The sequence below is a fragment of the Ferdinandcohnia sp. FSL W7-1320 genome (assembly GCF_038050315.1).
In the GTDB taxonomy this organism is placed as follows: domain Bacteria; phylum Bacillota; class Bacilli; order Bacillales; family Bacillaceae_L; genus Ferdinandcohnia; species Ferdinandcohnia aciditolerans.
The window spans coordinates 1,518,185-1,532,757 of record NZ_JBBPAM010000001.1 but is presented as its reverse complement, the minus strand read 5'-3'; the positions used below and the strand labels follow the sequence as shown (position 1 = coordinate 1,532,757).

The window sequence follows — 14,573 nt, the reverse complement described above, 5'->3', positions numbered from 1 at the left end:
CTTCGGACAAAGATTAACTAAATCTGCACAGACGTGTCCGAAGTTCAGCTAGCTTCAGACAAAGATCAACTAAATATGCGCAGAAGTGTCCGAAGTTCAACTAGCTTCAGACAAAGATTAACTAAATATGCGCAGACGTGTCCGAAGTTCAGCTAGCTTCGGACAAAGATTAGCTAAATCTGGATTAAGTCCATATAATTGTGTAAAAAGAAAAAGAGTCAAATCAATTCCATTTGGCCACAATGTTATCAGCGACGAAAACATTAGGAGGAATTAATTTTGACTCAACTTCAGTTTACCCTAAATTTGGACAATTTAAAAGATGCTGTTATGAACTCTAATATCGAAGCGGTTACTAAAGCTTCCATAGTCTTAGTACTGAATGAAATAATGGAAAAAGAACGTGATGAACACTTACAAGCAAAAGCTTATGAACGAACAGTTACTCGTCGAGATTACCGAAATGGTTATTATGAACGTGATTTACTATTATCTAACGGACGAATTACTTTGCGTGTTCCTCGTACACGTGAAGGTGACTTTTCTCCATCTATATTTGAAAAGTATGAACGAAGCGACCAAGCTTTTGTTCTTTCTATGTTAGAGATGGTTATTAATGGGGTATCTACTGGAAATGTTACGAAGGTTGTAAAGCAACTCTGTGGAGAAAATGTATCGAAATCCTTTGTGTCATCACTTACAAAGAAACTTGAACCAATCGTTAATCAATGGGCAAATCGACCATTAAACGTCATGTACTATCCGTATATTTTTGCAGATGCCATGTACATAAAGGTTCGTGAACATCACCGTGTTGTTTCAAAAGCAGTTTATATTGCTACTGCTATTAATGAAAAAGATCAAAGAGAAGTTATTGGTCTAAAAGTAGATCATGTAGAAAGTTTTGATGCTTGGCAAAGCTTTTTCAAGGATTTAAAGTCACGCGGGTTACAATCACCTAAGCTAGTTATATCAGATGCTCATGAAGGGTTAAAAAAGGCTATACAACGTGAATTTATTGGAACCTCATGGCAAAGATGTACTGTACATTTCAAGCGTAATATAATAGGTGATCTTCCAAAAAAAGATATGGCACAGGTAATCTTTGATTTAAAAAGAATATTCAGTGCTATGACTAGAGAAGATGCTTGCGCGTTTAAAGAAGATTTTATTAAGAACTATCGAGATAATTCTAAACTAAAAAAAGCAATACAAATCTTAGAAGAAGGCTTCGAAGATGCCATCCAATACCTAAATGAACCATGTTCATACCACACTTATATACACAGTACAAATTCATTGGAGCGGTTGAACCAGGAAGTCCGGCGAAGAGAAAGAGTAATAAGAATTTTCCCTCACACTCAATCTGCCTTTCGCTTAATTGGAGCCATATTAATGGATTATCAAGAAAAGCAAGTTATGAAAAAGCTGCCAATCAAAAAAAGATAGTACGCGAAGCGAGCGAAATTTGTATGGGTAGGAAGGGGGTACCCCCTTCCTACCCATACAAATTAATTTCTTAACACAAGTAAATCTAATAACCTGATAATTATTGTTAGCCATAGAATTAATTTTACACAAAATTATGGACTTGACTTAAATCTGCTTAGTCGTGTCCGAAGTTGTGCTAGCTTCAGACAAATAATAGCTAAATCTGCGCGGACGTGTCCGAAGTTCAGCTATCTTCAGACAATTATTAGCTAAGTCTGCTTAGTTGTGTCCGAAGTTGTACTATCTTCAGAAAAGGGGTGGCTAAGTCACCACAGCTGTAGCCGAAGTTAAGATATATGCTATAAAACCACGCTCTAAACGATAATTTACTAACAAAAAATGAAAGCGTGAATTCGTTTATGAATTCACGCTAAATAAAAATGTTATGTTTGTACCCTAATTGAGAACCCGTTAGATTAGACATACACCTGTGTCTTCGCTATATTTTAACTCCCCATTGCTTGCAAATTTTGTGTAATTGATCCTTTGTGGACTCAATTGTACCGTTGTTATCAATTACAGCATCTGCAAGTTGAATTTTATCTTTAAGCGGCATTTGTGATTGGATCCTAGCTTCTGCTTCCCCCATGCTGAGATTATTTCGATTCATTAGGCGTGCTAATTGTGTCTCATAATCAACATAAACTAATAGGGTTCGATCAACTAATGCAGTTAACTTACTTTCAAATAACAATGGAATATCCAATATAACCGTTTCTTCTCCATTGCTAAGGTGTTCTTCTTTTTCTTTCAGCATTTGTTTTCGAACAGCGGGATGAACAATTGAGTTTAATAACAATCGTTTGTCTTCATTGAAAAAGACGATCGATCCTAATTTTTGCCTGTCAATCGTCTCATCAGGTAATAGAATGTCCTTGCCAAATGATTGAACAATTTGTTCATATGCTTCTTCTCCAACCTCAACTACTTTACGTGCAATAACGTCTGCATCTATAACTACAATTCCAGCTTCTTTGAACAACTGGGATACTGTACTTTTTCCACTTGCAATTCCACCTGTTAATCCGATTGTTAATGCCACGTTTCTATTCTCCCTATTGCAATTTTTTTAGAATTTCCATATACCAATTAAAATCAGTAAGATTCCCGGTAAAAATGAAAATTTTTGTACCCATCTTTTCTTTGAAAAAACAGCACCGCTTTTTATACCTGTATAAACAAAAAGCGAGCTCATTACGGCAACCAGTAAAGCCATTACCAACGGAGAAAATCCTAATAAAGCAGCACCAATTCCTGCACCAAAAGCATCTAGAGAAAGGGCAAACCCTAGTAAAAATGCTTCAAAACCGGTAATCGTTCCTGACTTATCAAGGTCAGCTACCATTGGCTTTTTCAAAATATTGATAACAAGTCCAAGTGATTTTATTTCAACTTTCACTAATAGTTTTTCTTCATTTTGTTCAGATGCTTGGGAAGTTGGTCGAAAAAACTGAACCAATACCCAGACACCAATTAACATGAGTACAATACCACCTAGTCGATCAGCGATTGCAGGTGATAGCAATAACTCAATAGACTTTCCTAATCCCATGGCGGCTGCCATCGTTACTGCTGAACAAAATGCGATTGTAATGATTGATTTAAAAGGTATTTTCATCTTCCTCATACCATATGTGAACCCAACACTAAAACTATCTAAGCTTACTGCAAATGCTAATAAAACAAGTGATGCCAATTGGGACATCTCACAAAGTCTCCTTCCTATCGATTGCTAAGATAGTATATGGAGAGAGCCCATTCCATGTGAAATGTCCTTTGGCAGTCAAAAGTCGAAAGAAAATGATGGATCGAATTTCACTGCATGCTTACTATACATTATTTGGTTTTCGTTTTATTTCTTTGGCATTTTGGACAGAAATGGGTGCCCCTGCCACCAACAACTGTTTTTTCAATCTCTGTTCCACATGTTTGACATGCTTTCCCGTTTTGACCATATACAAAGAGTTGCAATTGGAACATGCCAATTTCACCTTGCGTATTAACGTAAGAACGTATTGTACTACCACCTTTCTCAACAGCTTCCTTCAGGGTTTGAATAATCTCTTGGTGGAGTATTTTCATTTCCTTTTTGGAAAGGGAATTGGCTGCACGTTCCGGATAAATGCCCGCTCTAAACAAAGCCTCATCAACATATATATTCCCAAGCCCTACGAACTTTGTTTGATCAAGCAGCGCCACCTTAATTTTACGGTTGGTCTTAGATAGCTTTTCTTCCATATATTTTAATGAAAATTCTTTTGAAAATGGTTCTGGTCCTAATTGAGATAGGGGCAGGCTATTTTCTTCTTCACCTTTTTTAAATAAATGCATCGTTCCAAATTTCCGAACATCTCGATAGCGTAGTTCGGTTCCATCAGTAAAAGTGAACAATACATGTGTGTGTTTGTCGTAGGTTTCATCTTTATCGTAGAGGCCGTACCTGCCTTCCATACGCAAATGAGAAACCATAACATAATCATCTAAAATAAACTTTAAAAATTTACCTCTTCTGTCCACATCATGAATTGTCTGTCCACGTAGTGCATCACAGAACTGCTCTGGTTCTTCCGGTTTTTTGATGATTTTTGACCATAAAACCGTTACCTTTTCAATTGTTTTGCCATTTACAAGCTGGATTAACGTGCGACGAACAGTTTCGACCTCGGGTAACTCTGGCATATGATCACGTCCTTTTTCGTCTTACTTGGCATCATACCAAGTCTTACCGTATTCATAATCAACCTTTAAAGGTACTTTCAAGGAAATGGCATTTTCCATAACTTCAGGCACGATCTTCTTTAAAATCTCAATTTCTTCTTCTGGTGCTTCGAAGATCAATTCGTCATGAACTTGTAATAGCAACTTCGTTTGAAGCTTTTCTGCTTCTAATCTGTCCGCCATATCAATCATTGCTTTCTTGATGATATCAGCTGCACTTCCTTGAATTGGAGTATTCATTGCTGTTCTTTCAGCAAAGCTACGGACATTAAAGTTACGAGCAGTAATTTCAGGAATGTATCTTCTTCTATGTAGAAGTGTAGATACGTATCCTTTCTGTCTTACGTCTTCAACAATTTCTTCCATATATTCTTTAACACCTGGAAAGCTTGCAAAATACCGTTCAATAAAGTGGCCTGCTTCCTTCCGAGTGATTCCAAGATTCTGAGACAATCCGAAATCACTAATACCGTACACAATCCCGAAGTTTACAGCCTTTGCCTGACGACGCATATTGGAGGTTACTTCATCTTCTGTTACATGGAACACATCCATGGCGGTCTTTGTATGAACGTCAAGATCATTCGTAAAGGCACTAATCAGATTTTCATCATTAGCTATATGCGCTAATACCCTTAATTCAATTTGGGAATAGTCAGCGGCAAATATAAACCAATCCTTTTTTGAAGGGACGAAAGCTTGTCTGATCTTTCTTCCTTCTTCCAAGCGAATTGGAATGTTCTGTAGGTTCGGGTCTGTTGAACTTAGTCTTCCTGTTTGCGTTAAAGCTTGCTGGAAACGAGTATGAACCTTACAAGTATCTTCATGCACAACTTTTAATAAGCCTTCAATATAAGTTGATTGAAGCTTACCTATTTGACGATAATGCAAGATATATTCAATAATTTCATGTTCTTTAGACAGTTTCTCAAGGATATCAGCAGAAGTGGAATACCCCGTTTTTGTTTTCTTGTACACAGTTAGTTGAAGCTTTTCAAAGAGAATGACACCTAGCTGCTTAGGGGAATTAATATTAAACTCCTCACCAGCGAGTTCATAAATTTTTTGTTCTAGATCCTGAAGGTGTTCCTTTAACTCTTCTCCCATTCCTTTTAGACGTTCTACATCGACCTTTATCCCTATCGATTCCATGTCTGCAAGGATTAGGGATAATGGCATTTCCAAATCAGTAAAAAGCTCATACTGTTCATTTTCTTGAAGTTCGTGCAAGAATAAATCTTTTAATTTTTTAAGGCTAACTGCTTTTCTCACTAAGTGTTCAGAAAGAATTTCTTCGTTAGGAATGCTTTGTTTGGCTCCTTTTCCGTACACTGCTTCATCGGATTTTACATCTGTTATTCCCTTTAATTTTGCCACAGCCGCAACATCTTCAGTTGATTCAGACGGATTTAAAATATAAGATGCAATTAAACAATCAAAGTCAATTCCTTGTAGATTAATACCCTTCCATCTCAAAGCCACAATTGATTTTTTTGCATCAAAAACGATTTTCTTTTTCTCTTTATCGTTTGCCCACTGTTGAAAAGCCTCTGACTCGAGAGCTAGCATTGTTGGAATATAATAATTTCCATTCTCGTTTGAAATTGAAAATCCTTGGACGTCTGCCTTATGATAACTTTCATCAAGCACCTCCACGATTAATGAAGATTCAGCTGTTAGCACATCTTCTGTAATTTCATCGACGATTGTATAGGAAATCTTTTCTAAAGGCTTGTCCTCATCTGGCTCGCTACCCTCTACTTTATCAAGTAAGGAATTAAATCCAAGCTCTTTGAATAGTTTTGTGACTTTTTCTGCATCATAGCCGTTGTATTCCAGCTCAGGAATTCCAATTTCAATTGGGGCTTCACGATAGATAGTCGCAAGCTGCTTACTCATGATCGCTTGGTCTTTATTTTCCTCAAGTTTTTCTTTTAGCTTCTTCCCGCTCACCTTATCGATTGAGTCTAATAGTTCTTCTAATGTTTTGAACTCCTGCAATAATTTTAGGGCTGTTTTTTCACCGACACCAGGAACACCTGGAATGTTATCAGAGTTATCTCCCATTAGCCCTTTCATGTCAATTATTCGTTCAGGTGTAATCCCATACTTCTCTTTAATAAACTCAGGAGTGTAAGAATCTACATCTGTGATCCCTTTTTTCGTTATATCTACTGTAATATGCTCTGAGGCTAACTGTGTTAAGTCTTTATCACCTGTGATAACTTTAACCTCAAAGCCTTCTTTTTCAGCTTGAAGAGATAAAGTTCCGATTATATCATCGGCTTCATAGTTTTCTAACTCATATCTGGCAATCTTGTATGCATCTAGCAATTCGCGTAAAAATGGAAACTGTTCCGAAAGCTCAGGAGGAGTTTTTTGTCTGCCACCTTTATATTCGCTAAAAGTACTATGTCTAAAAGTTGTTTTTCCTGCATCAAAGGCTACTAATATATGTGTCGGTTTCTCCTGTTCTAAAATTCGATTTAAAATCATAGTAAAGCCATAAATGGCATTGGTATGTACACCTTTATCATTATTAAGAAGTGGTAGAGCAAAAAATGCACGATATGCGATACTATTTCCATCCACTAAGACAATCTTTTTATCCAAGAAAAATCCTTCCCTTCTATTACGGCATTCGGACCTTCCATGCACACATCCCTTAAATCATTAAAAATAGCCGTTATTTCCTACTGTTCATTTTATCATGTCATGAACAGAATGAAAAATAACGGCTACCTAATTAATTGTTATTCAGTATATCCCATTAACAATCTCGCATATGGAGAGTCCGCTGGTAAAATGATCACTGTTTCTCCATCAATTGTAGTCTTATAAGATTCTAATGTACGGAATAGGTTATAGAATTCCGGGTCCTTTGAGAAAGCCTCATTGTATATACGAGCCGCTTCTCCTTCCCCTTGGCTTCGAATAATTTCTGCTTCTGCCTGCGCTTTTGCAATAATTTCTTTTACTTCCCTGTCAGTTTCAGCTTCGATTTTGTTTTTCTCAGCATCTCCTTCAGAGAGATAATTTTGTGCTGTTGATTGACGCTCAGAAATCATTCTAGTATATACGGATTGTTCGTTTTCGGCTGGAAGATCTGTACGCTTCATCCGAATATCTGTTACAACAATTCCATATTTATCTTCCTCAAGGTTTTTATTTACAATTTCCGTAATCCGGTCATTAAGGCTACCACGTTCTGATTTCTCATCATTAATGATTTCATCATAATTCAATTGACCTAGCTCTGTTCGAATGGCAGAATAAACGAATTCATCGAGTTTTGCTTCGGCATTCACAACCGTTCTTGTTGTAGAAATCATTTGTTTTGGATCTTCAATACGCCAAATAGCGTAATTATCAATCATCATTCGCTTTTTATCTTTCGTATTGATTTCAGCCTCTTCAACATCATAAATCATTTGATATTTTGGTAATGTCTCAACAGACTGGATAAATGGAATTTTATAGGAAAGTCCAGGTGTTTCTATAATTCGGACAACTTCACCAAATTGGCGAACAACTTTGTATTCTCCTTCTCTTACAATGAAAATATTTATTATTACGATTCCAAGTAAGATGATAGCTATTAGGATGCCAATTCCACCCTTTGTATATTTGCTAAAATTATTGGAACCCTTTTTTTCGTTTAAATCCACAACGTTTTCACTCATTGGTTACCACTCCCTTCTGTTTCTACAGGAGGAACCTGCGTTTGGCTTCCAGCTTGTCGAATTGGCAAGTACTTCATTGTATTGCCATCATCCTTCATAATGTAAATCTCTGTATGTGGTAATACTTCATCTAATGTTTCAAGAACTAGACGTTTTCTAGTAATCTCTGGATTTTTCACATATTCGTTATATAAAGCATTAAATGTGGCAACATCCCCTCGAGCAATTTCGATACGTGCTGCTTTATCCCCATTAGCTCTAGAAATAAGAGCTTTTTCCTCACCTTTTGCTTCATTCATTTTTTGGTTACGGTATTTATTTGCTTCGTTTACTTTTGTATTTCTTGTTTCACGAGCATCTGTTACATTCGTAAATGCCTTACGAACTTCATCGTTTGGTAATTCAACATCCTGTAATTTAACAGCTGTTACTGAAATTCCAATATCATATTTCACTAAAAGATCTGCTAATAAATCTCTTACTTCAGCTTCAATTTCCGCCTTACCAGAAGTTAATGCATCATCAATTTTTGAACTTCCGATAATACTTCTTAAAGAAGCAGAAGTAGAATTATATAGGATTTGCTCAGGATCCTCAGAATTAAATAGGAATTTTGATGGATCTGTAATTTGCCATTGAACAACCATATCTGCTAAAACAATATTTTCGTCACCGGTGATCATTTTTGTATCCTTTGGCACGTCAGTGATTTCGCCATTCTTCTGATCATAGCCAAATTGTAAACTAAAAGTTGTTTTAGGCAGTTTCTCTACATCTTGAATTGGCCATGGCATTTTAAAATGAAGTCCTGGTTCTGTAATTCCTTCATCTGCTTTCCCAAAGGTTAATATAATTGCTTGCTCTGACTCATCAACAGTGTACCATGATGTAAAACCAACGACACCTAAAATCAAAACGAGCACACTTAGTCCAACAATCGTATATATTCGTTTTAAACTAACCATGCTTTCCCCCCTCAATTTATTGCTACATTGTTTTATACGAATATCATGTAAAAAGGTTTCAAAATTTATCAAAATACGCCTTGGCGTATTGCGCCCAGATTTTAGGCACACAGGAAGTGGGTCATAAAGAAGTTGCCACAGGAGGTTGCGTTTTTAGTCTTTGATCCTACTGCTCGAAAAGTTACCTTTGAAGATCTGTGGCATCCGCCGGAGGCTTTTTTACTTTATTCAGTCATTTACTGAATAAAGTAAAAAAAATGACAAGGATATTACGTCCTTGTCAAAAAAGTTTGGCCTTCTGAATGAAGGGGTTCTCATATACATCATACGGTTTGTATATTAAGAGAATGTTTTTCCAGTGTAAACATTTTGTAAATTAGGACTTCCTATACATTATATTTTCTTCTTTAAGCGAAATGTAAAAGTCGTTCCTTCCCCTACTTTACTGCTTACTTGTACAGCCCCTTCATGTGCCTCAATAATATGCTTAACAATTGCAAGACCTAAACCTGTTCCTCCAGAATTTCGGCTCCTTGCTTTATCGACGCGATAAAATCTCTCAAAAATACGCGGAAGTTCTTTTTCTTCTATTCCAATCCCCGTATCAATAATTTGAATTTGAACATAATCACTAAGGTTTGTTGCTTTTACCTCAACCTTAGCTCCATCCGGAGAGTAGGACAAACCATTATTAATCACATTGATGAAGACCTGCTTCAACCGATCCATATCTCCATCGATCACTGTTGATTCATCATCTAGTGTAAGCTCTAATTGGATCTCTCTTTCTACTGCTTTGGATTTAAGCATCTGTATACTATTTTCTAAGAGCTCTTTCACATTAACCTGTGAAAGATTAAGTGAAAAACCTTTGTTCTCTATTTTCGATAAATCTAATAAATCTTGAATGAGTAATTGGAGACGATGACTTTCTTCAAGGATAATGGTTAAAAATTGTTTTAAGACATTCCTGTCATTCATAGCACCGTCTAATAAAGTTTCCGAAAATCCTTTTATAGATGTAATAGGTGTACGAAGCTCATGGGATACATTTGCAACAAAATCCTTCCGCATCTGTTCAAGCCTTTTCAGGTTTGAAATATCGTGAAATACAAGAACAATTCCCTTCCATTCTACCTTCGCTCCTAAAACGGGTGCAGCGTATACTTCAAAGTCCTTTTGTTCATTTCCAATTAAGAGGTGGACTTGTCTTCGTAATTTTTGTTCGGTCATAAAAATCTCTTCGACTAGCTTTACAATTTCTTTGTGGGTAAGAGCTTCATAATAAAGTTGACCCAATAAATCATCTTGATCAACCTTGAAGATCTCATTTGTTGAGCGATTAACAATGCTTATATATCCTTTACTATCGATAAATAATAAGCCGCTCCCCATATTTTCAATCAGGGTATGTAATCGGTCATGCTGCATTTCATAGGATTTTGTCATTTCTTCAATATTTCTAGCAACGATATTGATGGACTTGCCTAGTAATCCAGCTGTACTTACCTCGTCTTCATATGTTCTAGCACGATAATCTCCTTTGGCCAATTCTTTGACCGCTTCTGTTGCTGAATCAATCGGTTTTGTATAGGTAGTCGTGATTCTTACAATAAGTGAAAGAATAATAATTAATGCGATACCTAGGCAAATTGCCAGAGCAATCCAGACCTGCTTAACTGTTTCTTCGATTGAGGTTCCATGCATTGCATTATTCGTGATAAGACTACTAATAAATTGCCCCAGCATAAAACCCATACAAAGAAAAACAATAATGATTAAAAAGATAATCGCAGTTAGAAGCCTCGAGTGAAACTTATTCATAAATTTTAGGCTCCTCGAGCTTATAGCCTAATCCCCTAACTGTTTTAATAATATTTGGCTTTTTAGATTCTTTTTCAATTTTCTCACGCAAATGACTTATATGAACATCTACAATTCTTGTGTCACCCGCAAAATCATAATTCCAAACCGCACTCAGGAGTTGGTCTCGTGTTAGTACTCGCCCCTTATTCTTTGCCAAATAGGCAAGAAGTTCAAATTCCTTAGGTGTTAAATCAAGCGCTTCTTCGTTAAAATAAGCCTCAAAATTTTCTGGTAAAATACGTAGTGGTCCTATTGTGATTTGCGGAGCTGAAGTATCATCTTGGCCTTTGACAATGTTTTTACTTGTTCTCCTTAGTATTGCTTTAACACGTGCCACAACTTCTCTTGGGCTAAATGGTTTAGTCATATAGTCATCTGCTCCAAGCTCTAAACCTAATACCTTATCAAATTCGTCATCCTTCGCGGTCAGCATTAAGATTGGGATATCTACTTTATTTAAACGAAGCTGCTTACATACTTCGATCCCATCTATCTTAGGCAGCATTAAGTCAAGGACAATAATTTGCGGTTTTTCCGCTAAGGCTTTTTTTAATCCTTCTTCTCCGTCCATTGCAGTAATAACCTCGTATCCCGCCTGTTGTAGGTTATACTGAAGTAATGTTATGATTGACTGTTCATCTTCCACAACCAATACTTTATTCTTCATTGTTTTCCTCCATAAAAAAAGATAAACCCCATCATTTTTCTATCTCTATATAAGATTATTATAGATTAACATTTCGATACTTACCACGAAAACAAAAAAAAGAGAGGCTAAGCTCTCTAAAAGTTCTCTAATATTTTTCCGTCCATTGGCGTTATTCGGTGTGGAGGACAGACTAAAAGTCTTCCTTCAATTGCCAATGATTCATCTTCGTCAAATGCCGTTACTGCTATTTCGACAGTATGGTCGTGAATATTAATTTTGGATACTTCAAATAAAAATTGAATAGTTGCATAGTGATAAAGTGGCTGCAAAAATTCAATTTCCTGTTTGAGAATATGACTTCCTGGCCCTGGTAAATACTTCGAAATCGCAGCTGTGATAATTCCAGTCAGCATGACAGTTGGAACAATCGGTTTCTTAAATGGAGTTTGGGATGCATAATCATGTTGAATATAAAGCGGATTCGCATCATTCGTCAAACCTAAGTATAAAAGCAGATCTTTATCTTCAATTTTTTCAGTTAGTGATAGCTTTTCACCAACTGACATTTCCTCAATCTTTCTACCTAGTTTTCGCTTTTTCCCTAATAGCATGAAAAAGGTTACACCTCCATAGAAATTAAATAGAATATGTACAAAAAATTCGGGGGTTAACCCCGAATTTTTTTCGTTAACTAATTATTAGACTAGGATATTCATTACATTTTTAACAGAATCAGCGGATTTGGCAAGTTCAGCTTTTTCTTGTTCTGTAAGGTCTAGCTCAATGATTTTCTCAATACCATTTGCACCTAAAATAGTAGGGACCCCAAGGTAAATTCCGCTGAATCCATATTCACCTTCAAGATATGCAATGGCTGGAAGGACACGTCGTTGGTCTTTTAAGATGGCTTCAACCATTTCCACCAAGGAAGCCGCCGGTGCATAATAAGCACTTCCGTTGCCGAGGAGGTTGACAATTTCACCGCCACCTTTACGTGTACGTTCAACGATAGCATCTAAACGATCTTTTGAAATTAAAGTTTCTAGTGGGATTCCTCCAGCATAGGAGTAACGAACAAGTGGAACCATGTCGTCACCATGACCACCAAGGACAAAACCAGTGATATCTTTTACAGATAAATTTAGTTCTTGGGCAATGAATGTACGGAATCTTGCAGTGTCAAGTACGCCTGATTGCCCTATGACACGATTTTTTGGAAATCCTGATTCCTTAAACACAGTATAAGTCATAGCGTCAACTGGGTTTGTTAAGACAATGATATAGCTATTTGGAGAATGTTTTGCAATTTCCTGAGCGACACTTTTCATGATTTTTTGATTTGTTTGAACTAGGTCATCACGGCTCATACCAGGTTTCCGAGCAATTCCCGCTGTAATCACAACGATATCTGAATCTGCTGTATCCTCGTAATTTGCAGTGCCAGTAATATTTGCATCAAACCCTTGGACAGGACTAGCTTCCAACATATCGAGAGCTTTCCCTTTTGTTGGATTTTCCATTTGTGGGATATCAACTAAAACGACATCTCCTAATTCCTTTTGCGCAAGTAAGAAAGCGGTTGTTGCACCAGTAAAACCACTACCAATTACAGAGACTTTTTTTCGTTTAAATTGACTCATTTTAAATCCTCCCTATTCACATATACAAATAACTACCCTAAGAGGATGTTCAAAAAGTGCAGTGAATATGATGCATCGAATTTCTCTGTTGGCTTGTTTGGCGTTCCTCACGTATTAACTGCTCGGGAGCTTGCGTCGCCTTGAAATTCTCCGCCTCTTCATCCTCCTTTTTGAACTCCACACTATTAGGGTAGTTACTTGTTCTATGATTAGCCTAAGTTTTTGATTAGTTCATTAGCGAACTCTGAACATTTTACTTCTGTAGCGCCTTCCATTAGACGAGCGAAGTCATATGTTACAACCTTAGATTCAATTGTTTTTTCCATTGAATTCATAATTAGAGTTGCTGCTTCATTCCAACCAAGGTGTTCAAGCATTAATACACCTGATAATAGTACAGAAGAAGGGTTAACTTTATCTAAACCAGCATATTTTGGTGCAGTTCCGTGTGTTGCTTCGAAAATTGCATGGCCAGTTTCATAGTTAATATTTGCTCCTGGTGCGATTCCGATACCACCAACTTGTGCAGCTAGAGCATCAGAAATGTAGTCACCATTTAAGTTCATTGTAGCAACAACATCGAACTCACGCGGACGAGTTAGGATTTGTTGTAAGAAGATATCAGCGATTGAATCTTTTACAATGATCTTACCTGCAGCCTCAGCATCAGCTTGTGCTTTATTTGCAGCATCTTTACCTTCCTCTTCAACGATGCGGTCATATTGAGCCCAAGTGAATACTTTATCGCCAAACTCTTGTTCAGCTAGTTCATAGCCCCAATTTTTGAAAGCTCCTTCTGTAAACTTCATGATATTACCTTTATGAACAAGTGTTACAGATTTACGGCCTTGTTCAATAGCGTAGTTGATAGCAGCACGAACTAGACGCTTTGTTCCTTCTTCAGAAACTGGCTTGATACCGATACCAGAAGTTTCTGGGAAACGGATTTTATTTACACCTAGTTCATTTTGTAGGAAGTTGATAAGCTTTTGAACTCCTTCAGAACCTTGTGCATATTCGATTCCAGCGTAAATATCTTCTGTATTTTCACGGAAGATAACCATATCTGTGTCTTCTGGACGCTTAACTGGTGAAGGTACACCTGTAAAATAACGTACTGGGCGAAGACAAGTAAATAGATCTAATTCTTGACGTAATGCAACGTTTAATGAACGAATACCGCCACCAACTGGTGTAGTAAGAGGTCCTTTAATCGCAATTATGTACTCACGAATAAGATCTAATGTTTCTTCTGGTAACCATTCACCAGTTTGGTTAAAAGCTTTTTCCCCTGCTAATACTTCTTTCCAAACAATTGATTTTTCGCCGTTGTATGCTTTTTCAACAGCTGCTTCTAATACACGTGACGCTGCTGCCCAAATATCTGGACCAGTTCCATCACCTTCAATAAAAGGAATAATTGGATTGTTTGGTACGTTAAGTACACCATTTGATACTGTAATTTTTTCTCCTGCCACTAGTATTACCTCCTAAAGTTCTTAAGAAGTATTTCGGGGAAAAAATTCCCCTGAAATACTTCAACCTATTAATATATATATTG

At 36.8% G+C, this 14,573-nt stretch carries 12 protein-coding genes; 1 reads left to right on the top strand and 11 read right to left on the bottom strand.

Going from position 1 to position 14,573, the window contains the following annotated elements:
• The first annotated feature begins 279 nt into the window (after nt 1-279).
• Nucleotides 280-1,449, top strand: coding sequence for an IS256 family transposase (locus tag NST91_RS07720; protein WP_341330668.1), 1,170 nt, complete (start codon nt 280-282; stop codon nt 1,447-1,449).
• Nucleotides 1,450-1,930: 481 nt separating this feature from the next.
• Here the strand turns inward: NST91_RS07720 and coaE are convergent, their stop codons facing one another.
• The 11 genes from coaE to icd all read right to left on the bottom strand — a co-directional run bounded on the left by coaE (nt 1,931) and on the right by icd (nt 14,496).
• Complete coding sequence (gene coaE, locus NST91_RS07715; protein WP_341330667.1) at nt 1,931-2,533, bottom strand: dephospho-CoA kinase; 603 nt, start codon at nt 2,531-2,533, stop codon at nt 1,931-1,933.
• A gap of 27 nt (nt 2,534-2,560) precedes the next feature.
• Nucleotides 2,561-3,196: a sporulation membrane protein YtaF gene (ytaF, locus tag NST91_RS07710; RefSeq protein WP_341330666.1), complete on the bottom strand. Its 636-nt coding sequence runs from the start codon at nt 3,194-3,196 to the stop codon at nt 2,561-2,563.
• 131 nt (nt 3,197-3,327) lie between these two features.
• Nucleotides 3,328-4,170: a DNA-formamidopyrimidine glycosylase gene (gene mutM, locus NST91_RS07705; protein WP_341330665.1), complete on the bottom strand. Its 843-nt coding sequence runs from the start codon at nt 4,168-4,170 to the stop codon at nt 3,328-3,330.
• A 21-nt stretch (nt 4,171-4,191) separates the two neighbouring features.
• Entirely contained in the window at nt 4,192-6,822 is a 2,631-nt protein-coding gene (polA, locus tag NST91_RS07700) for a DNA polymerase I (protein WP_341330664.1), read from the bottom strand.
• A gap of 140 nt (nt 6,823-6,962) precedes the next feature.
• Nucleotides 6,963-7,892, bottom strand: a complete 930-nt coding sequence (gene hflC, locus NST91_RS07695; RefSeq protein WP_341330663.1) for a protease modulator HflC — start codon at nt 7,890-7,892, stop codon at nt 6,963-6,965.
• Nucleotides 7,889-8,857 carry an FtsH protease activity modulator HflK gene (hflK, locus tag NST91_RS07690; protein ID WP_341330662.1) on the bottom strand — a complete coding sequence of 323 codons (969 nt, stop codon included), beginning with the start codon at nt 8,855-8,857 and terminating at the stop codon, nt 7,889-7,891. Before hflK ends, hflC begins: the two co-directional genes overlap by 4 nt.
• A gap of 393 nt (nt 8,858-9,250) precedes the next feature.
• Complete coding sequence (gene pnpS, locus NST91_RS07685; RefSeq protein WP_341330661.1) at nt 9,251-10,681, bottom strand: two-component system histidine kinase PnpS; 1,431 nt, start codon at nt 10,679-10,681, stop codon at nt 9,251-9,253.
• On the bottom strand, nt 10,674-11,390 hold the full coding sequence (locus tag NST91_RS07680; protein WP_341330660.1) for a response regulator transcription factor: 717 nt from the start codon (nt 11,388-11,390) through the stop codon (nt 10,674-10,676). The genes pnpS and NST91_RS07680 overlap by 8 nt, the downstream gene beginning before the upstream one ends.
• A gap of 116 nt (nt 11,391-11,506) precedes the next feature.
• On the bottom strand, nt 11,507-11,983 hold the full coding sequence (locus tag NST91_RS07675; protein WP_341330659.1) for a MaoC/PaaZ C-terminal domain-containing protein: 477 nt from the start codon (nt 11,981-11,983) through the stop codon (nt 11,507-11,509).
• 87 nt (nt 11,984-12,070) lie between these two features.
• Complete coding sequence (gene mdh, locus NST91_RS07670) at nt 12,071-13,012, bottom strand: malate dehydrogenase (protein ID WP_121447440.1); 942 nt, start codon at nt 13,010-13,012, stop codon at nt 12,071-12,073.
• Between the two features lie 209 nt (nt 13,013-13,221).
• Nucleotides 13,222-14,496, bottom strand: a complete 1,275-nt coding sequence (gene icd / locus NST91_RS07665) for an NADP-dependent isocitrate dehydrogenase (protein WP_341333508.1) — start codon at nt 14,494-14,496, stop codon at nt 13,222-13,224.
• Nucleotides 14,497-14,573: the final 77 nt, after the last annotated feature.

What these genes read in the sequence shown, in the direction of transcription:
- NST91_RS07680 (WP_341330660.1), bottom strand. Translation starts at nt 11,390, where the DNA reads ATGAAGAATAAAGTATTGGTTGTGGAAGATGAACAGTCAATCATAACA.
- hflC (WP_341330663.1), bottom strand. Translation starts at nt 7,892, where the DNA reads ATGAGTGAAAACGTTGTGGATTTAAACGAAAAAAAGGGTTCCAATAAT.
- mdh (WP_121447440.1), bottom strand. Translation starts at nt 13,012, where the DNA reads ATGAGTCAATTTAAACGAAAAAAAGTCTCTGTAATTGGTAGTGGTTTT.
- NST91_RS07675 (WP_341330659.1), bottom strand. Translation starts at nt 11,983, where the DNA reads ATGCTATTAGGGAAAAAGCGAAAACTAGGTAGAAAGATTGAGGAAATG.
- mutM (WP_341330665.1), bottom strand. Translation starts at nt 4,170, where the DNA reads ATGCCAGAGTTACCCGAGGTCGAAACTGTTCGTCGCACGTTAATCCAG.
- hflK (WP_341330662.1), bottom strand. Translation starts at nt 8,857, where the DNA reads ATGGTTAGTTTAAAACGAATATATACGATTGTTGGACTAAGTGTGCTC.
- ytaF (WP_341330666.1), bottom strand. Translation starts at nt 3,196, where the DNA reads ATGTCCCAATTGGCATCACTTGTTTTATTAGCATTTGCAGTAAGCTTA.
- pnpS (WP_341330661.1), bottom strand. Translation starts at nt 10,681, where the DNA reads ATGAATAAGTTTCACTCGAGGCTTCTAACTGCGATTATCTTTTTAATC.